General features: G+C 44.6%; 21 protein-coding genes and 1 tRNA gene. 14 read left to right on the top strand and 8 right to left on the bottom strand.

What is annotated here, in order from left to right:
• Positions 1-63: 63 nt before the first annotated feature.
• Positions 64-1,698: a peptide chain release factor 3 gene (locus MAS10914_RS0128140; protein WP_017319290.1), complete on the bottom strand. Its 1,635-nt coding sequence runs from the start codon at positions 1,696-1,698 to the stop codon at positions 64-66.
• A 132-nt stretch (positions 1,699-1,830) separates the two neighbouring features.
• On the opposite strand from MAS10914_RS0128140, the gene MAS10914_RS0128135 reads away from it, so the two are divergent.
• The 11 genes from MAS10914_RS0128135 to MAS10914_RS0128085 all read left to right on the top strand — a co-directional run bounded on the left by MAS10914_RS0128135 (position 1,831) and on the right by MAS10914_RS0128085 (position 10,700).
• A complete protein-coding gene (locus tag MAS10914_RS0128135) occupies positions 1,831-2,172 on the top strand; it encodes a DUF4870 domain-containing protein (protein ID WP_017319289.1) in 342 nt (113 codons plus the stop codon).
• A 116-nt stretch (positions 2,173-2,288) separates the two neighbouring features.
• Positions 2,289-2,486 carry a hypothetical protein gene (locus tag MAS10914_RS0128130; protein ID WP_156818257.1) on the top strand — a complete coding sequence of 66 codons (198 nt, stop codon included), beginning with the start codon at positions 2,289-2,291 and terminating at the stop codon, positions 2,484-2,486.
• Between the two features lie 107 nt (positions 2,487-2,593).
• Positions 2,594-3,574 carry a porphobilinogen synthase gene (hemB, locus tag MAS10914_RS0128125; protein ID WP_026082877.1) on the top strand — a complete coding sequence of 327 codons (981 nt, stop codon included), beginning with the start codon at positions 2,594-2,596 and terminating at the stop codon, positions 3,572-3,574.
• Between the two features lie 368 nt (positions 3,575-3,942).
• The gene (locus MAS10914_RS0128120; RefSeq protein WP_017319286.1) at positions 3,943-4,287 is read left to right on the top strand and encodes a helix-turn-helix domain-containing protein; all 345 of its coding nucleotides are present in this window, start codon (positions 3,943-3,945) and stop codon (positions 4,285-4,287) included.
• A 139-nt stretch (positions 4,288-4,426) separates the two neighbouring features.
• Positions 4,427-5,137: a Crp/Fnr family transcriptional regulator gene (locus MAS10914_RS0128115; RefSeq protein ID WP_017319285.1), complete on the top strand. Its 711-nt coding sequence runs from the start codon at positions 4,427-4,429 to the stop codon at positions 5,135-5,137.
• A 124-nt stretch (positions 5,138-5,261) separates the two neighbouring features.
• Positions 5,262-5,699 (top strand): response regulator, encoded by a 438-nt coding sequence (locus tag MAS10914_RS0128110; protein WP_017319284.1) that lies wholly within the window; start codon positions 5,262-5,264, stop codon positions 5,697-5,699.
• 418 nt (positions 5,700-6,117) lie between these two features.
• Positions 6,118-7,101 carry an alpha-ketoacid dehydrogenase subunit beta gene (locus MAS10914_RS0128105; protein WP_017319283.1) on the top strand — a complete coding sequence of 328 codons (984 nt, stop codon included), beginning with the start codon at positions 6,118-6,120 and terminating at the stop codon, positions 7,099-7,101.
• Between the two features lie 133 nt (positions 7,102-7,234).
• The gene (gene secD, locus MAS10914_RS0128100; protein ID WP_017319282.1) at positions 7,235-8,647 is read left to right on the top strand and encodes a protein translocase subunit SecD; all 1,413 of its coding nucleotides are present in this window, start codon (positions 7,235-7,237) and stop codon (positions 8,645-8,647) included.
• Complete coding sequence (secF, locus tag MAS10914_RS0128095) at positions 8,644-9,627, top strand: protein translocase subunit SecF (protein WP_017319281.1); 984 nt, start codon at positions 8,644-8,646, stop codon at positions 9,625-9,627. The genes secD and secF overlap by 4 nt, the downstream gene beginning before the upstream one ends.
• Before the next feature lie 80 nt (positions 9,628-9,707).
• A complete protein-coding gene (locus MAS10914_RS0128090; RefSeq protein WP_017319280.1) occupies positions 9,708-10,121 on the top strand; it encodes a hypothetical protein in 414 nt (137 codons plus the stop codon).
• Positions 10,122-10,226: 105 nt separating this feature from the next.
• Positions 10,227-10,700 carry a GNAT family N-acetyltransferase gene (locus MAS10914_RS0128085; protein ID WP_017319279.1) on the top strand — a complete coding sequence of 158 codons (474 nt, stop codon included), beginning with the start codon at positions 10,227-10,229 and terminating at the stop codon, positions 10,698-10,700.
• On the opposite strand, the gene MAS10914_RS0128080 is transcribed toward MAS10914_RS0128085, so the two are convergent.
• The 6 genes from MAS10914_RS0128080 to MAS10914_RS0128050 all read right to left on the bottom strand — a co-directional run bounded on the left by MAS10914_RS0128080 (position 10,651) and on the right by MAS10914_RS0128050 (position 16,693).
• The gene (locus MAS10914_RS0128080; protein ID WP_017319278.1) at positions 10,651-11,583 is read right to left on the bottom strand and encodes a sensor histidine kinase; all 933 of its coding nucleotides are present in this window, start codon (positions 11,581-11,583) and stop codon (positions 10,651-10,653) included. The two genes, MAS10914_RS0128085 and MAS10914_RS0128080, sit on opposite strands and share 50 nt — an antisense overlap.
• Positions 11,584-12,102: 519 nt before the next feature.
• Positions 12,103-12,732: an L-threonylcarbamoyladenylate synthase gene (locus MAS10914_RS0128075; protein ID WP_017319277.1), complete on the bottom strand. Its 630-nt coding sequence runs from the start codon at positions 12,730-12,732 to the stop codon at positions 12,103-12,105.
• Positions 12,733-13,208: 476 nt separating this feature from the next.
• Positions 13,209-14,123, bottom strand: a complete 915-nt coding sequence (gene prmC / locus MAS10914_RS0128070; RefSeq protein ID WP_017319276.1) for a peptide chain release factor N(5)-glutamine methyltransferase — start codon at positions 14,121-14,123, stop codon at positions 13,209-13,211.
• Positions 14,124-14,148: 25 nt separating this feature from the next.
• Positions 14,149-14,952, bottom strand: a complete 804-nt coding sequence (locus tag MAS10914_RS0128065; protein WP_026082876.1) for a Tic22 family protein — start codon at positions 14,950-14,952, stop codon at positions 14,149-14,151.
• 797 nt (positions 14,953-15,749) lie between these two features.
• A tRNA-Pro gene (locus MAS10914_RS0128055) sits at positions 15,750-15,823 on the bottom strand.
• A 321-nt stretch (positions 15,824-16,144) separates the two neighbouring features.
• Complete coding sequence (locus MAS10914_RS0128050) at positions 16,145-16,693, bottom strand: GNAT family N-acetyltransferase (protein ID WP_017319274.1); 549 nt, start codon at positions 16,691-16,693, stop codon at positions 16,145-16,147.
• A gap of 411 nt (positions 16,694-17,104) precedes the next feature.
• Between MAS10914_RS0128050 and MAS10914_RS0128045 the strand changes: the two genes are divergently transcribed.
• Positions 17,105-18,058, top strand: coding sequence for an alpha/beta fold hydrolase (locus MAS10914_RS0128045; RefSeq protein WP_017319273.1), 954 nt, complete (start codon positions 17,105-17,107; stop codon positions 18,056-18,058).
• Positions 18,059-18,079: 21 nt separating this feature from the next.
• Here MAS10914_RS0128045 and tsaD read toward each other — a convergent pair whose 3' ends face one another.
• Entirely contained in the window at positions 18,080-19,129 is a 1,050-nt protein-coding gene (gene tsaD / locus MAS10914_RS0128040; protein WP_017319272.1) for a tRNA (adenosine(37)-N6)-threonylcarbamoyltransferase complex transferase subunit TsaD, read from the bottom strand.
• Positions 19,130-19,303: 174 nt separating this feature from the next.
• Here tsaD and MAS10914_RS0128035 point away from each other — a divergent pair, with 174 nt between their 5' ends.
• Together MAS10914_RS0128035 and MAS10914_RS0128030 are read left to right on the top strand one after the other, a co-directional pair.
• A complete protein-coding gene (locus tag MAS10914_RS0128035) occupies positions 19,304-19,807 on the top strand; it encodes a photosystem I reaction center subunit III (RefSeq protein ID WP_017319271.1) in 504 nt (167 codons plus the stop codon).
• Positions 19,808-20,032: 225 nt separating this feature from the next.
• Positions 20,033-20,176 (top strand): hypothetical protein, encoded by a 144-nt coding sequence (locus tag MAS10914_RS0128030; RefSeq protein ID WP_017319270.1) that lies wholly within the window; start codon positions 20,033-20,035, stop codon positions 20,174-20,176.
• The last annotated feature ends 69 nt before the right edge of the window (positions 20,177-20,245 follow it).

Raw genomic sequence — 20,245 nt, 5'->3', positions numbered from 1 at the left:
CGTTAGAAAATTGTTAGTGGTTGGTTGAGAGTTGAGAGTTGTTAGTTGTGATACCATTAACCATTAACTATTTGAATCATTTGTCAGTTGTTGTCCAACAACTGGAGCAATAGCGCTCAATTTCAATGCTGGATGGTCTTCTTGTAATTGATGACAATTCCATTCATTACGGAACAGTAACACTGGACGCCCCATACTGTCTTTCACTGTTGTTGTATTGAATAAGCGTCCTATCTTGTTCAACTCTTCCCATCCGCCCTCAACCCAACGGGCGACACTGTAAGGCAACAGTTCTAGGAGAGTTTCCACTCCATACTCGTTTTGCAACCGGAACTGTACCACCTCAAATTGCAACTGACCCACTGCTGCCAAAATTGGGTCACGTTTAGCTTCATCCACTGAGTACATAATTTGCACAGCCCCTTCTTCGCGCAACTCAGAAACACCTTTTTGGAATTGCTTGAACTTGGAAGGGTTTGGGTTACGAAGAACTGCAAACAACTCTGGTGAGAAATAGGGAATACCCTCATATTCCAGCTTTTGACCAGTATAAATAGTATCACCAATTGCAAAAACACCAGGATTATTCAAACCAATGATATCACCAGCATAAGCCACATCTATGGATTCCCGTTCTTGAGCAAATAATTTTTGTGGGCGAGACAGGCGGATAGTTTTGCCAGTGCGGGCGTGATTCACTGTCATATCTTTTTCAAACCGACCCGTACAGACGCGGACAAAAGCGACGCGATCGCGGTGCTTGGGGTCCATGTTTGCTTGGAGCTTGAAGACAAACCCAGAGAACTCTGGGTATATTGGGGGAAGTTCACCAACAGTGCTGTTATGGAGACCAGGTTTGAGGGCATAATCCAGAAAGTATTTGAGGAATAACTCTACCCCGAAGTTGGTCATGGCACTCCCAAAGAAAACAGGCGTCATTTTGCCTTGATGTACCAATTCCAAATCTAATGCTGGTCCCACCCCTTCTAGCAGTTCTAAATCGTTTTTCAGTTGGTAGTAGAGGTCTTGTTCTAAAAGTTCTTCTATTCTCGCATCACCCAACTCAACCACTGTATTCACAGCTTCGCGACTCCCGTGGGCGCTTCTTTCAAACAGGTGAATTTGTTGTTGTTTGCGGTCATAAACACCTTTGAAGCGATCGCCCATTCCAATGGGCCAATTAACAGCATAGGTTTGCAAGCCCAATTCTTGCTCAATTTCGTCCAACAGTTCCAAAGGTTCCCTTCCCGGACGGTCGAGTTTGTTAACAAATGTGAAAATAGGTATGCCGCGCATCTTACACACTTCAAACAACTTCCGCGTCTGGGGTTCCAAACCTTTCGCCGCATCAATCAGCATCACGGCATTGTCTGCTGCTGCCAAAGTACGATAGGTATCTTCACTAAAATCCTGGTGTCCGGGCGTATCTAACAAATTTATCTGACAGTCCTGATATTCAAACTGCAATACTGTAGAGGTAATCGAGATACCTCGTTGTTGTTCCATTGCCATCCAGTCAGAGGTTGCTTTGCGCTGCGCCCGTCTTGCCTTGACTGCACCAGCTTCATGAATGGCTCCTCCGTACAGCAGTAGCTTTTCTGTCAGTGTCGTTTTCCCAGCATCTGGGTGAGAAATAATTGCAAAATTGCGGCGGCGATCAACTGCTTGGTGCAGTTCCGACTGAAGTTCAGTAGACATAATGTATTTGATTCGTTGTAACTTAACTTAACTTAACTTTTTCCAACTTTAGCGAGTCTTTTAATCTTAAGACAACAATGCTCGTGATAGGGTCGTTATATAATCACAAACCTAACTGCATGGGAGAAACAAATGTACGACACCGATAGGCGAAAGCTTTTATCAGCACTGAGTCATGGAGCAATCTTCTTGAGTACTACGTTCATATCTATAGGATTACCCATTGGCATACTTTTCATAACTGACGATCCGGTTGTCAAAGATAACGCCAAAGAAGCCATCAATTTCCACTTTAATGTATGGCTCTGGGGAGCTATTATTGCAGTACTGATTTTTGTCAGCTTTGGATTGTTGATTCCACTGGCTGGTTTAGGGTATTTGCTGCATTGGGGACTGACAATTTGGGCGATTTTCCATGTTCTTAACGATCCAGATAAACCCTTCCGTTATCCCTTCATTTTCCGGGTTTTTTAGTCATTAGTCATTAGCCTTTAGTCGTTCATCAAAAAACTATGGGCTGCTGGACTATTTATTCTGCACTAATTGCACGCACATCACCATTAATTTTTAATGACGTCCAGAGGGAGAAATTGAGCGATTTTTTAAAATTTTTGTTTGGCAATAGAGCTGTAGAATACAAAATTACCCCACAACGTCACAAGTTTGCTGGTGATGCTGCTTCATACATCAGCCGCACTGTTGGTTCCGACGTTGTCGCTCGGCTCAACCAGCAGGTCAACAGCATTCAAGAGGCAGCGAGGCAACCTGTACTTCTTAATGTTTCATAATAGAGTGAAAACTTGGCTTAAGCGCGTCGTACTATACTTCATGGGGTAAGCAAGCGCCCTGAGTGCAGCATTGCCCCAGAAGTTAGTTGTTAATTTTAAAAAGCCCTATGTTTCCTACTCATCGCCCCCGTCGTCTGCGTACCCATCCACAACTACGCCGCATGGTACGCGAAACAGTTTTAACTACAAGTGACTTAATTTACCCTCTGTTTGCCGTACCAGGTGAGGGAATTGCCAATGAAGTCAAATCTATGCCTGGAGTCTTCCAACTTTCGGTAGATAAAATAGTGGAAGAGGCAAAAGAGGTTTACGACCTGGGAATTCCCGCCATTATTTTATTTGGCATACCTGCGGACAAAGATGTAGATGCCACTGGCGCATGGCATGATTGCGGTATTGTTCAAAAAGCGGCTACCGCTGTTAAAGAAGCAGTACCCGATTTGATTGTGATTGCTGATACTTGTTTGTGTGAATACACCAGTCACGGACACTGCGGTTATTTGCAAGTGGGTGACTTAAGCGGACGGGTTTTGAATGACCCAACACTGGAATTACTAGGCAAAACAGCAGTTTCTCAGGCAAAAGCAGGAGCAGATATCATTGCACCTTCTGGGATGATGGATGGATTTGTGCAAGCCATTCGCAGCGCATTGGATGAAGCTGGATTCCAAGATACCCCAATTTTGTCATATGCTGCGAAATATGCTTCAGCTTACTACGGTCCATTTCGAGATGCCGCAGATTCAGCCCCACAGTTTGGCGATCGCCGAACATACCAAATGGATCCCGGTAACGCCACCGAAGCCCTCAAAGAAATTGCACTCGATATCACTGAAGGCGCTGATATGCTGATGGTGAAGCCAGCTTTGGCATACATGGATATCATCTGGCGTGTTAAGGAAGCTTGCAACTTGCCTGTTGCGGCTTACAACGTTTCCGGTGAGTATTCTATGATTAAAGCCGCAGCTTTGAATGGCTGGATTGACGAACAGCGTGTGGTAACGGAAACTCTCATCGGCTTTAAACGCGCTGGAGCAGACTTGATTTTAACCTATCATGCCAAAGATATGGCGCGGTGGTTGCGTTAGACTGTGGTTGCCTCAAGTGCCACAAAATTAAATTTTGATAACTTTGCTGATAATCTCACCTTAAGCCGCAAAGGCTGGGAGCCAATCTAGGTGTCTTTGTGTCTTGGTGTGAGATTATCCTCTAATCTGGAGATACATTTGAGCGCCAAGACTGTTTCCGTGCCACATCAATTTACACTATTCATAGAGGCTGATTCCCCAAGGGTAGGAAAACAGTGACTTTCAGGGGTGAGGGTTATCGCCCGTTTGCCAGATACGTAAGTAATAGATTATAAAATAATATAGTTAACAAATAATCCTCAGTTGGCTTTTTTACGTCAATTGATTTAATAAATAAGTACTATAGTTTTGGAAAGGGAGCATTGGGTATGGATATGCAAGTCCTGAGAGAGCGTGCGGGGCTTAGCCGTGCGGAGGTTGCCTTCAGGCTTGCAATTAGTGAAACTAGTGTTCGCAACTGGGAAGCAGGGCGAACAGAACCTACCATGACACCCAAAAAATTTTTAGACGCATTGCGGCTGTTCAAATGTACACCAGAAGAACTGGCTGCAGCTAGCGAAAAATCGATAAATCAAAGACATAAGCGTAAGCCAGGAAGACCCAGAAGGTTTCCTGAAAACCCAGTTAATCAAGCTCCTCCAATCAATCAGGTGGGTCAGGTCAATCAGGTCAGCGATTCGCCAAGTTTCCACTTCAAAGAGGCTGGCTATTAAGGAACGTGGATACTTTTAAATGAAAATATGGAGGCGGAGCCTCCATTTGTTGAGGTCGAGACAGAGCCTTGAAGCAGGCGTTCCCCCGCTTTGCGGGGGAACGCCTTTTTAAACACAACCACATCTAGGAAAACTTCTAATGCCCATAGCCAAAGATTCCGTGCCAATACAAAATCGGCTACTTGGCGCTTTGCCTGCAAGTGAATACCAACGCCTTGTACCCCACTTGGAACTTGTCACACTTCCACTCCATCAAGTTCTCTACGAGCCAAATGAACCGATCACACACGTCTATTTTCCCCATCAGGCAGTGATTTCTTTAATCACCACTATGGAAGACGGTTCAACCATTGAAGTTGGCTTAGTGGGTTCTGAAGGGATGGTGGGTCTCCCGGTAATTTTAGGCGGCAACATTACGAACAATCAAGCGTTTGTGCAAATTCCAGATGCTGGTATGCGGATGGATGCAAATATTTTTAAAACCGAGTTCCATCGGGGTGGAGAGCTGCAAAGACTGCTGCTGCGCTACTGTCAAGCGCTACTCACCCAAGTTTCACAATCAGCAGCCTGCAACCGCTTTCATACCATAGAGGAACGACTTGCCCGCTGGATGCTTTTAGTTCAGGACTGCGTGGACTTAGAGGAGTTTCCTCTGACTCAGCAATTTATCGCCGAGATGCTGGGCACGCGACGCTCTGGCGTCACGGTGGCTGCTGGCACTCTTCAACAAGCGGGAATGCTCCGCTACACCCGTGGTAAAATTACCATCGTCAATCGAGAGGCTTTGGAAGCAACAGCTTGCGAGTGCTATCGAGTTATCTCTGACGAGTTCTCACGGTTGTTAAGTTAAGAATCAGGGCGTCATTCCAGAGGAATCGATTAAGAGTTGTTGGCTGTGTCTGAAACCGTACAGACACCAATACTAAGCTTCTTTATACTAGTTCAGATGGAAACTAGATTATTGTGTCCTGTCGATGAGTGATAAATTCCTGAAGCTTGACGGTTTGCGCTTGCTTGTTGTGGATGACGATGCTGATGCCAGAGAGTTACTCACCTGCCTGTTCTCATGGGAAGGAGCAGAGATTATAACAGCTACCTCGGCAGTTGAGGCTCTAGACGCACTGGCGGGTTTTCAACCGGACATCTTAATTAGTGACATCAGATTGCCTGATGAAGACGGTTATTCGCTGCTTTTGAAAGTGAGAAATTTAGATGTATCACAAGGCGGAAAGATTCCTGCCATTGCTCTAACCGCAGATGCTGGGGAGGAATATCGCATACGTGCATTATCAGCAGGTTTTGACAGATACATAGCCAAGCCGATAGATTTAGACGAGTTGTCCTCTGTGGTGAAAAGCCTTGCTTTTTCCAAGATCAGCAAGATAAGTGAGTCTGACAAGCTTAACGCCTAGATGCACGAAATATATTAATAGTTTTAAAGAAAAATAAATTAACCGCCTAATTATCCATAAGTATTGCTAATCTCCGGAAATAAAGCGACCATCCAAAATCGTCAACAATTAGGGGTATAAGGGTGTAAGGGTGTAAAGGGGAAGAAAAATTATTGAGCATTGACTCTTTTCCCCTACACCCCCAGTCTTGGTCAAACAGCTTACTGTACAAGTCTTGTTATCTTCTGCTCTGGGCTACTTTTGCCTTGTGCCTTTTTGTACAATGTATGCACATTTCTCTAGGGAAAAATAAGCCTTCTGATATGAGCAAAAGAAGTGCGAACGCGCTTTGCGCGGCTCCTTTTTGGAGCATCGCTCACCGTCTTAGAGAGCAGATGCGCGATAAGATTCAAGAACAATAATCGCAATATAAGGTCTAATGGCAGAAACACTGTTCTTCAACGCTTTACGGGAAGCCATTGATGAAGAAATGGCGCGTGACGCAACTGTATTCGTTCTTGGTGAAGACGTAGGACACTACGGCGGTTCCTACAAAGTGACTAAAGACTTATACAAAAAATATGGCGAACTCCGACTTCTAGACACCCCTATCGCCGAAAACAGCTTTACGGGTTTAGCTGTTGGAGCTGCGATGACTGGGTTGCGACCAATCGTTGAAGGCATGAACATGGGCTTCTTGCTTCTTGCTTTCAACCAAATAGCCAACAATGCTGGAATGCTGCGCTACACCTCCGGCGGTAACTTTAAAATCCCAATGGTCATTCGTGGTCCAGGAGGTGTGGGAAGACAGCTTGGTGCAGAACACTCCCAGCGCTTAGAAGCATACTTCCAAGCTGTACCGGGGTTGAAAATTGTCGCCTGCTCCACACCTTACAACGCCAAAGGATTGCTGAAATCAGCTATCCGTAATGATAACCCAGTGTTGTTCTTTGAACACGTTCTGCTGTACAACTTGAAAGAAGACTTACCAGAAGAAGAATATCTGCTGCCTTTAGATAAAGCAGAAGTTGTCAGGCAGGGAAAAGATGTGACAATTCTGACATACTCGCGGATGCGACATCATGTGATGCAAGCGGTAAAAACCTTGGAAAAACAAGGTTATGACCCCGAAGTTATTGACCTGATATCGCTCAAACCCCTAGATTTTGATACAATAGGTGCATCCGTAAGAAAAACCCATCGAGTCATGATTGTGGAAGAGGGCATGAGAACAGGGGGCATTGGAGCAGAATTAATTGCCTCTATCAATGAACGCTTATTTGATGAGTTGGATGCACCTGTACTGCGACTTTCTTCTCAAGATATTCCCACGCCTTATAACGGCACTATGGAGAGATTGACCATTGTTCAACCAGAGCAAATTGTTGAAGCTGTGGAAAAAATGATCGCTTTGCGCGTTTAGGAATGGAAAGTGGATAGTGGGTAGTAGTTAGTAGTTAGTAGTTAGTGGTTCCTACCAACTATCAACTAACAACTACCAACTCACAACTCTTCCAAAGAGCGCTATCATAGCGTTTGTCGCAGCGAGTAAGGGTATGCAAAGACAGCGATCGCTATTAGCTTTGATTTTAGTGTTGGTAATCGCCGCCATTACGGTGATTGCTACAATTCCTCTATCCCTGGGTTTGGACTTACAGGGAGGTTCACAGCTTACCATTCAGGTGAAAACCACACCGGAAATTCAGCAAATTACCGAACGAGAATTGGAAGCTGTCAAAAGAGTCGTCGAAGGTCGGATCAATGGTCTAGGCGTTTCAGAACCAATCATCCAAGCAGTAGGCACAGACAAAATTTTAGTACAACTACCTGGAGTCAATAACCCAGAGCAAGCAGAACGGGTTCTGGGAGGTACCGCGCAGTTAGAGTTCAAAAAGCAAAAGCCAAATACGGAAACTCAACTGTTTGCTTTTCTAGCACCCAGAACACAACTTAAGGCAAAGCAGGCAGAACTGCGAAAGACTAACGATAAAGCAGCAATTGAAAAAAATCAGCAAGAACTGCAAAAGAATAGCGAAGCGATCGCTGAATTATTTGAAAGCATAAACCCACCACTAACTGGTAAATACCTTGAGGACGCCTATGGCGAGCCAACTCAAAGCAGCAACTGGAATGTAGCCATTCGCTTCAATGATAAGGGCGGTGAACTTTTTGCTGAACTGACAAAGCAACTTGCTGGTACCGGACGTAGCATAGGTATTTTCCTAGATAATGAACTTATCAGTTCTCCTACCGTAGGTCCAGAATTCGCCGCCACTGGTATCACCGGAGGCGCTGCTGTCATCACAGGTCGGTTTACGACACAAGAAGCCAATGACTTAGGCGTGCAGCTACGTGGTGGGGCACTCCCTGTACCAGTGGAAATTGTAGAAAACCGCACAGTTGGAGCAACTTTGGGGAAAGACAGTATTCAAAGCAGCATCTATGCCGGAGTCGGTGGTTTGCTTTTAGTATTAATATTTATGGTGGTGTACTATCGACTACCAGGACTGATTGCGGATATAGCTCTTGTGATTTACTCCCTCCTAACTTGGGCAAGCTTTGCTTTGTTAGGCGTCACCCTGACACTGCCAGGAATTGCCGGTTTTATTCTCAGTATTGGTATGGCAGTTGATGCCAACGTCCTCATTTTTGAGCGTACGCGGGAAGAATTGCGAGCGGGTAAATCCCTATATCGTTCTGTAGAATCTGGTTTCTACCGAGCATTTTCCAGTATCTTAGATAGCAACGTCACAACATGGATTGCTTGTGCTGCGCTTTTCTGGTTGGGGTCTGGCTTGGTGAAAGGCTTTGCCCTGACCTTAGCTTTGGGCGTAGGTGTAAGTATGTTTTCAGCTATCACCTGTAGTCGCACATTCATGTTTTTGGCAATTTCTTTCCCTGCGTTGCGGAAAACGGAACTTTTCTGTCCGAACCTGCCAGTGACAAATAAGGCAGAGGTGGCTCGATGAAACTAAGGATCAACAAATCGCGATCGCTGTGGTGGACTATTTCTGCCATCGTTATTCTTGCTGGTATCATCTCAATGGTGATTTCTTGGCAACAAATTGGTTCTCCCCTACGTCCCGGTCTAGACTTTGTCGGTGGTACGCGGTTGCAGTTTGAACGGGATTGTACCAAGCCGGGCAACTGCGACAAACCAATAGATATTAACGTTGTGCGGGAAGTCGCGCAACAACAAGGGTTGGGTGACAGCAGTATCCAAGTTGTCGCTGACAAAGACACAGGCAAAGAAAACGGCATATCACTTCGGACAAAAAGCTTAACTCCAGAGCAACGTACCCAACTACAAAATGCCCTGAGCGAAAAAATAGGCGCTTTCGACCCACAAAAAAACCAAATTGACACGGTTGGTCCTACCCTGGGGCAAGAACTGTTGAGGTCTGGTTTAATCGCTCTTTTAGTTTCCTTCATTGGCATTGTTGTCTACATGGCTGTCCGCTTTCAGTTGGACTACGCAGTGTTTGCCATCATCGCCCTATTTCACGATGTATTTCTTACAGTAGGGATTTTCTCGATTTTAGGTTTAACACTAGGTACGGAAGTAGATAGCCTTTTCATTGTCGCTCTGCTGACGATTACAGGTTTTTCGGTTAACGACACTGTTGTCATTTACGACCGCATTCGCGAAACCATCAAAACAAATCCCAATCGTCCGATTGCCGATATTGTCGATGACGCAGTTAATCAAACCCTGACACGGTCAATAAACACAACCTTAACCGTGTTACTGACATTATTTGCTATCTTTCTGTTTGGGGGAGAAACACTGAAAAATTTTGCCTTGGCATTGATTGTTGGCTTTGCAGCTGGGGCTTATTCAAGTATTTTCATCGCCAGTACCCTCCTTACCTGGTGGCGAGAGCGTCAAGGAGAATCGACATTATCTCAAGGCGGTGCTGAATCAATTGATGCACAAGCAGATAATTAGTCAAGAGTCAAGACTCAAAAGTCAAAAAACTTCTCCCCATACTCCCCCACCTTTGCACCTTCCCCTGCTCCCCTTCATCTATGGACGAACCAGAACAACCATCACTTAATAGCTGGTATACTGACGGCTGCGACCCGTCTTTTGCCAAACAAGTACAAAAGCTACACCAGCTACAGGTATACAGCAGGTGGTTGTTTGTCAGTTTTTTGTGGCTGACTATTGCACCTGTGTGTGTGTGGGATTTGCGTTCAGAAATTGCTCTATGGCGACAATATTTTACCTGGGTAGCTGTGCGATATGGGCTGTACTATCATACCTTAGCTACCCTTGGTCTATCTTTTTGTCTCGGCACCACCCTTGCTGTTCTGGTTTGGCAAAGTCGGAATATCCTATTTGGACTACCACAACAGGAAAAGCAACGTCTAGAACAACAGGTTGGTCGGATACGTCAACAAGGACCAAGTCATCCTTTATGGAGATGGGTTTGCAGTTAAATTAAAGTATTAATTTTTTTAAGTTTGTTATTGATATAACTCAGCCGCTGTCTTGCAAAATCCGATTAAGGATAGCACATATACTTCTGCACTTCGGGAAAATTCATGAATTATAGTCATACTCAGATTCGATTTAGCGATCGCAAGTCTGAAATCGACCTTTATCAGATTCAGCAGTTATTAAATGTTTCTGCTTTCTGGGCAAAAGGTCGTAGCATTGAAGATTTGGGCATAGCCATTGCAAACAGTGACCCTGTAATTACCGTTTGGGATGGAGAACAACTCGTTGGCTTTGCCAGAGCAACTTCCGATGGCATCTACCGTGCCACTATTTGGGATGTTGCCATTCATCCAGAGTACCGTGGTGTTGGGCTGGGAAGCAAGTTGGTGGAAACCGTTTTGAGCCATAAGCGCATGAACCGCGTTGAGCGTATCTACTTGATGACCACTCACCAGCAGCAGTTCTATGAAAGGATTGGTTTCCAACCTAATTCCACCACCACGATGGTGCTAAATAATCAACATAATTTTAGTTCTCTTCCATCTGAAAATCAGCTTCAGGAATCACTCGGGGGATAGAGACTTGTAGCCTCGTTACATCATCGGCTTGCTCCTTTGTGGTGGGAGAGGGAACTATTTCCAACTTTCCCGCCATGACTTCCAAAAGAGTTTGATTGAGCAATAACTTCATTCCTGGTAAGAGAACGTCGTTTTTGCTTTCAACCTCAGGTGGCTTGTCTTTCAACGTCATGGAATTTATTGGCTCATTCTGGGGAGTAGCATGGGTTGGCACATCCAACCAAATGTCAACACAATCGCTTGTGTGCGAAGCTTTGGCAGAAATACAAATGCTGCCTTCCTCCATCAGAGCAATGCAAGTTTCCACTAAATTTACTAATACTTGTCGCAGCCAGAATGGATCTGCTAAGATATACAATTCTGGATCTGACGGTAGTACCTGGAAGGGAAAATTGCGATTTTCCGCCAGCATATAAGTTAGGCTGTGAACTTCCTGCAATAGTTCCGCTAGTCTTAAAGGCTGAATATTTAATTTGTTCGTACCATGTTCGATTCTGGCAACGCTGAGAATTTCATCAATCAGCTTTAGCAGCTTCAGCGCTCGCTCGTGAGCTTCAGTAATAAATTCTCGTTCTTCTTCTGGATTTTCACATAAGTCAGATAAAATTAACTGATGCAAGCCAATGAGACCATTGAGGGGCGATCGCAATACATGGGTAGTCCGTGCTAAAAACCCCGCCTTAAACTGGCTCATTTCTCGTGCCATTTGATAGGCTAGCTGCGTTTCCTTCATCTGTTGCAGGAGTGCTGGTACAGCCTGTTGTTCTTCTACTGACGATACTGTGGATGAGCTAGAAGACACCCCCCGCCGCGCAAATAACCCACGAAGACTTACCCCCAATGCTAGTCCTGCTCCTAGATATACCCAGTTGCTCCAATTCATAATCTGGCAATTATCACCTTTTTAATTAACCCTAGAGGCGCAAAACAAAGCTTCGGAGTTCCTATTTCACCACTTTCCAACACAGTCCTCCAATCCTGAATTTCTAGCTACAGGTGAAGATTCTTCTGTTTCTGAGTCAGTTTCAGAAGAGGAAACTTTGGAATTATTTACACACAGTACTCAGTAGAGAGCACTGCGATGTGCCTTACTCCCAGTACTGAATTGTTCGGGAGCATTTGACAAACCAAGCCTGCTTACAGCGCTTTTCAAAAAATTCAACCACAAATTGTAGGGTGGCATTGCCCGTAAAAGCTTATGTGATAGGCATTTGAGATATTGGTAAGCAATGCCCACCTTACAGAAAACCGCTGTAAATAAGTTGAGTTTGCTGAACTCAGAGTTGCCTGCCTTCAGATGCACCCTTTTATAGGTTTATAAGCTCTTCGACAAAAACGATAATTGCCCTTGGCGCAACGCCCCTTATGCAGAAAATAATGCCCTAGCTGCTGAATTCAAGGCTTAAAACTCTACCTTTATAGCACCTTGCCGTAAAATTTGCCAATTCTTTTCAGTCCATTTTACAACAGTGGAAGGCAGACCAATCCCGTGTCTCTCATCTTTAAATTCCGTCGCCGCTAAAGTCAAAACATGGGGAAACTGTGCCTCAATCTCTGCCATCGTTTGTAAGGGGGGTTGACCTGATAAATTGGCGCTAGTGGTTGCCAGAGGACCTGTTTGCGTCAAAATAGTTTGGGCAATCCTGGAGTTAGGCACTCGAATCCCTATTGTCATGGGGTGAGTAGGCTTGTCCTTCTGGGGGTCAAAATCTTCATCAGAAACGGAATTCATCGCTTTTGGTACCCTTGCTGAAGCAGGCAATACCAAAGTTAGTGCTCCTGGCCAATATTTCTTTGCAACTCTTTGCCAAATTTCATACTCATTGCCACGACCTGTGACAAAAGACCAGATTTCTTCAGCACTTGCTGCCATTAATATTAAGGGTTTATCCTGACTGCGCTGCTTCGCTGCATAAATTAATGCTCCTTGTTCTGGTAAAGCTGCCAGTGCGGGAACAGTATCTGTGGGAAAGCTTACTAATTGACCAGCACGTACGCCAGCCACAAGGGCGTCTAAGGAAACTTGGGTCATCTTTAAAAAGTGAAGAAAGAAGAAAGAAGATTGCAAAAATTTGTCTATCTTAATGAAGCAAGAGGACTCCCGTTACAGGCTTCGCCTTAAGGGTGAGATGAATTGCGACCAATAAAAAACATGGCTTCGCAATACCTTGGTGTAGTAGAATATACTTGCCACCAAAAAAGTTAGGGTTAGGCAAGATTGGTGTTTCTCCACCAGACAACTCGCATCACCAAAAAGAAATACCTGATGAACAGGGGGGTCGAATGTTGTGAATCAGACAAACGATACATCAGAATAAGTATTTTGTGACTGCGGTCGGGCAGCCCGTGGTAGTAAAACAGATGCTTGTGGAGGGGAATCTGTCGGGGTCAGTGCCGGTGGGAGAGCTTTTAACTCGTTATACCACAGTGGGCTAGAAAAACCTGTTGAAGCAAGAATCTCCCTTCACAGGCTTCGCCTGTGAAGGTGAGAGTGTCAATTTCTTTCGTCTATCTTTTTTTAAATGCCAGAGCAAAGCGCTCAATGCCAGCTAAATCTCGATGAATCTGGATGTTGCAATAACTACCTTGATTTTGCAACATTTCTCGCACGGCATCTGCTTGTCCTGCCATCATCTCTATGAGCCAAACCCCACCTGGTTGTAAATAGGTGGGGGAAAGTTCTACCAAATGGCGGATACAATCTAAGCCATCAACACCACCGTCTAAAGCTAGATGTGGTTCATGGTTAACGACTTCAAGTTGTAGGGTAGGTATGATGTTGGTGGGTATATAAGGTGGGTTCGACACCATTCCACTGAACTGACCCTTCAACGATTCTAGAGGCTCCCACCAAGAACCTTGATAAAATTGAATGCGCTCCCCAAAACCTGAATTTCGGGCGTTTGACATTGCGACGACAAGAGCTTCGTGACTGTAATCGACAGCGTGAATGCTTGCTGAATTGAAAACATCTGCCAGTCCAATCGCGATCGCGCCACTACCAGTTCCCAAGTCAGCCCAGTGTCCTTGCTCTAAAAACGGTGTCGTCCCACTTTCACTAGCAGCAGCGACAGCTAAATCGATCAAGTCCTCTGTTTCTGGTCTGGGAATTAAAACCGCGTTTGACACAGCAATTTTATACTTTCGCCAGGGAGTAGCTCCTACAACATACTGTACTGGCAAGTGTTCATTTAATCGTCGCTGCCAGAGTTTGTCCAAATCCCCTAGAGATAACTCCAAAGGAATCTGACTCCAGTCTTTGAATGATTCTATACGCAATGCCAAACGGTCTAACCCAGCGACCTCTTGTAGTAACCAATCTACCTCAGCAGGTGAAACGCCAGTGGCGATCGCAGCTTGAATTGCCGCGTTACGCCACTGCCAAAGTTGTAAACCAGTGACCGATGACTGCTTATCCGCCATGCCTCTATCTTAAGGCATAATTTTATTATTTCTTGGGAGCAGCAGGTGCAGCGGGTTTGGGTGCATTATTTTGCTTGCTAACGATATACTGCATAGTTTCAGAAGAGGGGACTATGGTAACTTGGTTTAGCCATGGATCATTTTTTGCTCGCAATGTTTGAATGATTCCGTCTATGTCCACCACCTGAATGTCAGCCTTAGGAACTTGTTGTTTCACTTGGTTCAACAAACCTTGGGCGTCTTTTTGACTTAAGAACAGAGGAATAACTTCCTTATTGTCAGTTTTCCGTTTGACAGAAACATACCCCTTTTCTGGCGACCTAACGATAAAAATCGGTACACTGGGGAACTGCTTGACTTCTTTACCGCTTTGGCGTAGCAATGCCATAGCCCCTTCTATATCCTGCTTTCCAGGATTAAAAGCAAACACGAGGCTGTCTGGTTTTTTAGCATTATCTCGAAGTCTCTGATAAATCATTCCCAAGGGTACTGGTGTCACTTGCAGGCTTTTTAACATTTCTGCCATTTTCGGGTTTTTGCCTTGCACGTTCCGCAGTTGGTTGATAAAAGCCTGAGCCTCCTGCCCACTCATAAAAACGTCTGTCACCGTGGCTTCTTTCTTTTGTGCATTTTGCCCATTGTTAGGCACAGTACGAGTGAGAGGGACACCTTGGTTGTTAGTAATCAAAAACACAGGTACTGGGTCTAATTTTTCTTTAATTTGTTGTTCTGTCAATGCGAGCACTGGAGCATTTCCGCTAAAAACTGTTGCCAGCAGAGTACTCCCCACTAAAGTTAATGTTGTGCCCCAGCGAACTAATAAATTCATGACTTCTCCTCGCATTAATACTCTTCTGAAATTAAGTCCGACAATTGGTTGGGTTTGCACACAGATCCAACTAGTTTTAGTTATAGTATCCTTTTGGCTAATTGACTGTGCTGTTGTTGGTGTTTGAATTTCGCCTTGTTGGGAACTGGGTTTGAACCGTAGATGCCTGCTGTATGTTAACAAGAGCGGCGAAAAAAGTCCTCTTTAACAGAGGTGTCACATGCCATTTTATTGGCTTTCTTAGCTATAGTTGACGATAATAAATATTAAATCGTTCCTCCTATGGCTGCTGCAAAATGTCTCAATGTTTACACGTTTTTGTACTTCTCCAATGATTTTCTGCTAAGAAATAAGTTTGTCTAGTAGAGAATAAATAGTAAAACAGCACAATTACAGCTTACGAGAAAATATGCAATTTAACTGTACATACACTTACAAATCAAACTAACAGTCAGAGTCAACTCAAATTTGGAAGTTTTGATTTAATTTATTGATGGTTTGTGGAAAAAAAACTAGATTCATTTATGGGTTAAGATTTAGTGATTTGCATTACCAAATTGGGATGACAGGATGTGTAGATGCCCAACAGGACAACTTCCCGGAGGGTATCTAGACAAATTTTTCATAATTCCGTCCATATCTGTTGGGAAGTTGCTGCTTCATCTCGTTTAACAAATCTTGCGTGTCTTTTTTAGATATAGTATGCTCTTGGCTTGGGCTAATTACCTGCTGGACTATGTAAAAAACCCTAGCTCCGTTTACAGATCTAGGGTTTTTTGACTTACTGTTGTAGCAAGTCGGGATGACAGGATTTGAACCTGCGGCATCCTGCTCCCAAAGCAGGCGCGCTACCAAGCTGCGCTACATCCCGATTAAAGCATCATTCAGAGCTAATCTTTAGTTTTGTAAAGCACTAAGAGTGCCTTAGTTGACTTACTTGTGTAATTTTTTAGATTAGCATTGTAATGCTATCACGCTTTTTGACTTTTTGCAATCACTTCCTTTTGCTAAACTTTGCTTCGCTTATTTTCACCAACTTCAAACAGGTAACAACTACTTGCCTGTTCCTTAGAGTTTGGAATAATCCACAAGAGAAATTACCGATTTTGGCTCTACAGCAAACAGCATTTAATAGTCAAATTCTAAGATTATAGCTTAGTTTGTGGTAAAAGCTACTGTGTTTATTTAAAAATTAATGAGGGTACCAAAACATACCTTTGATGCCTTCTGGATCGGACATGAACCCCAAAGTCTGGTAGAAGTCTACAACATGGGGGTCAGCAAAAAGAGTAACATTACTAATTTCTTCACTCCTAAGTTTTTTGAGTACATATTTCATAAGTGCCTTCCCCAGCCCTTTCCCTTGAAATTCTGGGTGAACTACCACATCCCAAATTGTGGCATTAAAGGCATGATCTGATGTTGCACGGGCAAAACCAATGAGTCGCTTTTTGTTTCCTCGCACTTGCCACATGGAGGCTACGAGGAAACTATGCTCAATAGCTTTTTTCACTTTTCGTAGAGGACGACGCGACCAACCAACTGAATCACATAGTTCTTCTAGTTCATACAGATCAATATCTCGCTCAGTACTAAAAACTATGCGAGATTCCTGCTGATGTTCGCCAACACCAGTAGAGCTTGAGTTGCCCACAGTTTCCACTGCATACTCTTCAAAGGGTGTTGTCCTGGTCGTTGAGGCAGCTTCTGATGTACTAAACCAAGTTTTCCAAAAACCCATGCCAACGCGGTTCGGGTAGTATAACTGAATTGCTTTTCACTGAGAAGAGTGCTGATTCACGTATCACCGAACTACCCACCTTTATACCCTCTTACACATACGGCTTTTTGTGTGTTTTCGGGATTTTCAATGACAGTAGTTGGCAAGCGCGTGTCTCACACTAATCCTTTTCAACTTTAGCATTTTGTTGCAAAGCCAAGGAGAAATTAAATAAAACGGAAGTTTTTACTAGATCTAGGTCACAAAATTGCTGAAGGAGTGCGACCTAAGTTGTTGGGAAGATGAGAAAGTGGGAGGATGGGGCAATGGGGTCAAACAAGAAACTCTGCTACTCTCTCCTCCTCCCCAACTGTCCAACTCCCCACCTCCCTATCTCCCCAGCTGCCTCCCTGAAGGGGGTACGATAAGAGTATGGCAACCATCGAAATCTTGGGCGTTCCACACGCATACGAGCTAACAGCTCCCACTTCCTACCCCCACACCTTAGTATTTATCCACGGATGGCTCAATAGCCGTGGGTACTGGCAACCTGTGATTTCCCCGTTGTCAGATGATTTTCAATGTCTTTCCTATGATTTAAGAGGTTTTGGAGAGTCCCAGCCCAGGCTAAAAACTGATTTTAGTCGAGAACAAAATTATTTCAGCCTAAGTGCTAAATCTAGTAGTGCGGTTGTTAATCCCTTTGATTCTGTTTATACTCCGGCTGCCTATGCTCAGGATTTAGTAGCTCTCCTGCAACAACTCAACGTTAAGAGCGCTTGGCTGGTTGGTCATTCTTTGGGAGGTACGATCGCCCTTTGGGGTGCCGCCCAAATGCCAGAATGTGTTAAAGGAGTCATCTGTATTAACTCAGGTGGTGGAATTTATCTCAAAGAAGCCTTTGAGCAGTTTCGTTCAGCGGGTCAGCGGTTTTTGCAAGTTCGCCCCAGATGGCTTAGCCAAGTGCCTCTGATTGATTTGCTATTTACCAGAGTGAGTGTAGCACGCCCTTTGGAGCGCAATTGGGCACGTCAGCGGGTGATTGATTTCGTTGTTGCAGATCCAGAAGCTGCTTTGGGAGCACTGCTAGATTCTACAACAGAAGAAGAAATTAATCACTTGCCTCAACTCGTTTCTCAACTTAAGCAACCGATTTATTTCCTGGCTGGTGCGGAAGACAAGGTTATGGAACCCAAGTATGTCCGCCATTTAGCTAGCTTTCACCCTCTTTTCAGCTACTGTGGCGACAATTTTATCGAAATTCCTGATTGCGGACACCTGGCAATGTTAGAACAGCCAGATGCAGTTGCTACTCACATCCGCTCTCTCGTTCTCCAGCGCTCTAAAGGAGAGGAAGAAAGGAAAAGGGGAGAAGTCCTTGGGTGATTCCGTTTGTTCCTTTCCCCCTTATTCCTCATGCCGATACAACTCCATGACTTGGGTCAGCGCTAGTCTAGACTGAACGCCTGTGGTGAGAGGGGAGGTATGACCTCTGTTGAGATGGTCAGCCGCAGCAGCGCCAATCATAGCGGCGTTATCGGTGCAAAATTTTAGAGGGGGGAAGAGCACGCGCAAGTTATGAGTTTCTGCTGAACGTTGTAAATGTTGTCTCAAAGCAGTGTTGGCTGCTACACCTCCACCAATAGCAATGGTGGAAAGACCATAGTCTTGGGCACAGGCAATTGCCCTTTTGGTGAGGGATCGTGCTATAGTCTCCTGAAAACTAGCCGCTACATCTGCCGTTGGCAGAGATTGCCCATTTTTTTCAAACTGCTGCACCAACCGTAGTACCGCTGTCTTCAACCCACTAAAACTCGTATCATACCGATGATATCCGCCACCTGGTAGGGAGACTTTCCCTTCTGGTAGGGTAAAGGCTTGTGAATTTCCCTCTTTTGCTAGCCTGTCAATCATTGGTCCACCAGGATACCCCAAATGCAACAGACGTGCCACTTTATCAAAAGCCTCACCTGCTGCATCATCACGAGTTTCGCCCAAAGTTTCATACACACCACAATCCTTAACATAAATCAAGCTTGTGTGACCACCAGAAACCAATAAGCTAAGGAAAGGAGCCTCTAAAGTTGGCTCGCTCAAATAAGTGGCGTAAATGTGACCTTCGAGGTGATGAACTCCTAAAAATGGCTTGTTATGTACCACTGCCAAGGTTTTGGCAGCAGTTAACCCGACCAACAGCGCCCCAACCAATCCAGGGGCACAAGTAGCTGCGATACCATCAATTGTGTCCCAGTCTAGTTCTGCTTGTTGCAAGGCTTGGGCGATCGCCCCATTGATCGTTTCTAAATGCTGGCGCGATGCCACTTCCGGCACGACTCCACCATACTGCTGATGGACTGGGATTTGCGAGGCAATAATACTACTACAAACTTGACGATTGTTAACAATTGCCACGGCGGTTTCATCACAGCTGGTTTCTATAGCTAAAACGGTTGCCATTGAAGAATTTTGCTGATAAGGGTTTGTCTCGAAGCTTTAACTTTTATTTCCTTCAACTTTACTCGGTTCACGCGCAAGAGTATTATGACTTGCTAGTTATGTAAATCAAGATTGTACAAGCCGCTTCGTTTTGTACAAAAAACTTTTTGTTTCGTAATAGAAGGAAACAACTTCATGCGATGCTTGTTAGCTCTGATTTTAGCGATTTGTGTTTGGTTCAACTTTGCCCCGTCAGCCAAAGCGCAGACTCCAGGGGCAAATCTTGTGCCTTGCAGTGAATCTCCTGCCTTCCAAGAACGGGTACAAGCTGCCCGTGCTACTAACTTTGACCCCGCTTCTGGAGAAAAACGATTTGAGCGTTATTCTCAGCAGCTGTGCGGCCCCGAAGGTCTACCTCATCTAATAGTGGATGGTCGTCTCAGCCATGTTGGTGACTTCACAATTCCTGGCATTATCTTCCTCTATATTGCTGGTTGGATTGGCTGGGTAGGTCGTACCTATCTGCAAACAATCAAGAAAGAAGGCGGTGACGTGGAATGGAAAGAAGTCAAAATTGAAGTGCCAAAAGCGCTGCCAATTATGCTCTCAGGCTTTACTTGGCCTGTAGCCGCCCTGAGAGAATTGCTGTCAGGCGAATTAACAGCCAAGGATGAAGAAATTCCCATTTCGCCACGCTAGTCAGGATTTTAGATTGGAAGTGGGTTAGTGGTGAGCCACTGTGTTGAGCGGGCAATGCCCGACAGTTCCGCAACTAGCTTTCACCGTGCCTCCTGCAGAGGAGCTGCCCTAACGGCAAAGCCGTGGCGTCAGCCATAGGGTTAGTGATACTTGTTGACAGCTAACAACTAACAATTCTCAATCCAAAATTCATTCATTGAACTAACTTATTTAGGAGAATGGTTCATGGCGCAAAATCAGCCAAATTATCTCGTTCAATATCTTTCCCTGGCACCAGTTTTGTTGTTTGCCAATTTGATTGTGACTGCCGTTTTGTTGATTGTCTTTAACTACTTCTTCCCAGATCTACTTTTCCATCCACTGCCGTAAATTACGAAGAAAAGTTATGAGTTAGGAATTTCAAATTATGAATTATGAATTCATGATTCATAATTTAAA

It is taken from the genome of Mastigocladopsis repens PCC 10914 (genome assembly GCF_000315565.1).
Classification (GTDB): domain Bacteria; phylum Cyanobacteriota; class Cyanobacteriia; order Cyanobacteriales; family Nostocaceae; genus Mastigocladopsis; species Mastigocladopsis repens.
The sequence above is the reverse complement of the archived record's forward strand: the minus strand, read 5'-3'. Positions and strand labels throughout refer to the sequence as shown.

What these genes read in the sequence shown, in the direction of transcription:
- MAS10914_RS0128135 (WP_017319289.1), top strand. Translation starts at nt 1,831, where the DNA reads ATGTACGACACCGATAGGCGAAAGCTTTTATCAGCACTGAGTCATGGA.
- prmC (WP_017319276.1), bottom strand. Translation starts at nt 14,123, where the DNA reads ATGGCGGATAAGCAGTCATCGGTCACTGGTTTACAACTTTGGCAGTGG.
- MAS10914_RS0128115 (WP_017319285.1), top strand. Translation starts at nt 4,427, where the DNA reads ATGCCCATAGCCAAAGATTCCGTGCCAATACAAAATCGGCTACTTGGC.
- MAS10914_RS0128045 (WP_017319273.1), top strand. Translation starts at nt 17,105, where the DNA reads ATGGCAACCATCGAAATCTTGGGCGTTCCACACGCATACGAGCTAACA.
- MAS10914_RS0128030 (WP_017319270.1), top strand. Translation starts at nt 20,033, where the DNA reads ATGGCGCAAAATCAGCCAAATTATCTCGTTCAATATCTTTCCCTGGCA.
- MAS10914_RS0128075 (WP_017319277.1), bottom strand. Translation starts at nt 12,732, where the DNA reads ATGACCCAAGTTTCCTTAGACGCCCTTGTGGCTGGCGTACGTGCTGGT.
- MAS10914_RS0128090 (WP_017319280.1), top strand. Translation starts at nt 9,708, where the DNA reads ATGGACGAACCAGAACAACCATCACTTAATAGCTGGTATACTGACGGC.
- secD (WP_017319282.1), top strand. Translation starts at nt 7,235, where the DNA reads ATGCAAAGACAGCGATCGCTATTAGCTTTGATTTTAGTGTTGGTAATC.
- MAS10914_RS0128050 (WP_017319274.1), bottom strand. Translation starts at nt 16,693, where the DNA reads ATGGGTTTTTGGAAAACTTGGTTTAGTACATCAGAAGCTGCCTCAACG.
- MAS10914_RS0128035 (WP_017319271.1), top strand. Translation starts at nt 19,304, where the DNA reads ATGCGATGCTTGTTAGCTCTGATTTTAGCGATTTGTGTTTGGTTCAAC.
- MAS10914_RS0128065 (WP_026082876.1), bottom strand. Translation starts at nt 14,952, where the DNA reads ATGAATTTATTAGTTCGCTGGGGCACAACATTAACTTTAGTGGGGAGT.
- MAS10914_RS0128085 (WP_017319279.1), top strand. Translation starts at nt 10,227, where the DNA reads ATGAATTATAGTCATACTCAGATTCGATTTAGCGATCGCAAGTCTGAA.
- MAS10914_RS0128105 (WP_017319283.1), top strand. Translation starts at nt 6,118, where the DNA reads ATGGCAGAAACACTGTTCTTCAACGCTTTACGGGAAGCCATTGATGAA.
- MAS10914_RS0128080 (WP_017319278.1), bottom strand. Translation starts at nt 11,583, where the DNA reads ATGAATTGGAGCAACTGGGTATATCTAGGAGCAGGACTAGCATTGGGG.
- tsaD (WP_017319272.1), bottom strand. Translation starts at nt 19,129, where the DNA reads ATGGCAACCGTTTTAGCTATAGAAACCAGCTGTGATGAAACCGCCGTG.
- MAS10914_RS0128120 (WP_017319286.1), top strand. Translation starts at nt 3,943, where the DNA reads ATGGATATGCAAGTCCTGAGAGAGCGTGCGGGGCTTAGCCGTGCGGAG.
- secF (WP_017319281.1), top strand. Translation starts at nt 8,644, where the DNA reads ATGAAACTAAGGATCAACAAATCGCGATCGCTGTGGTGGACTATTTCT.
- MAS10914_RS0128140 (WP_017319290.1), bottom strand. Translation starts at nt 1,698, where the DNA reads ATGTCTACTGAACTTCAGTCGGAACTGCACCAAGCAGTTGATCGCCGC.
- hemB (WP_026082877.1), top strand. Translation starts at nt 2,594, where the DNA reads ATGTTTCCTACTCATCGCCCCCGTCGTCTGCGTACCCATCCACAACTA.
- MAS10914_RS0128110 (WP_017319284.1), top strand. Translation starts at nt 5,262, where the DNA reads ATGAGTGATAAATTCCTGAAGCTTGACGGTTTGCGCTTGCTTGTTGTG.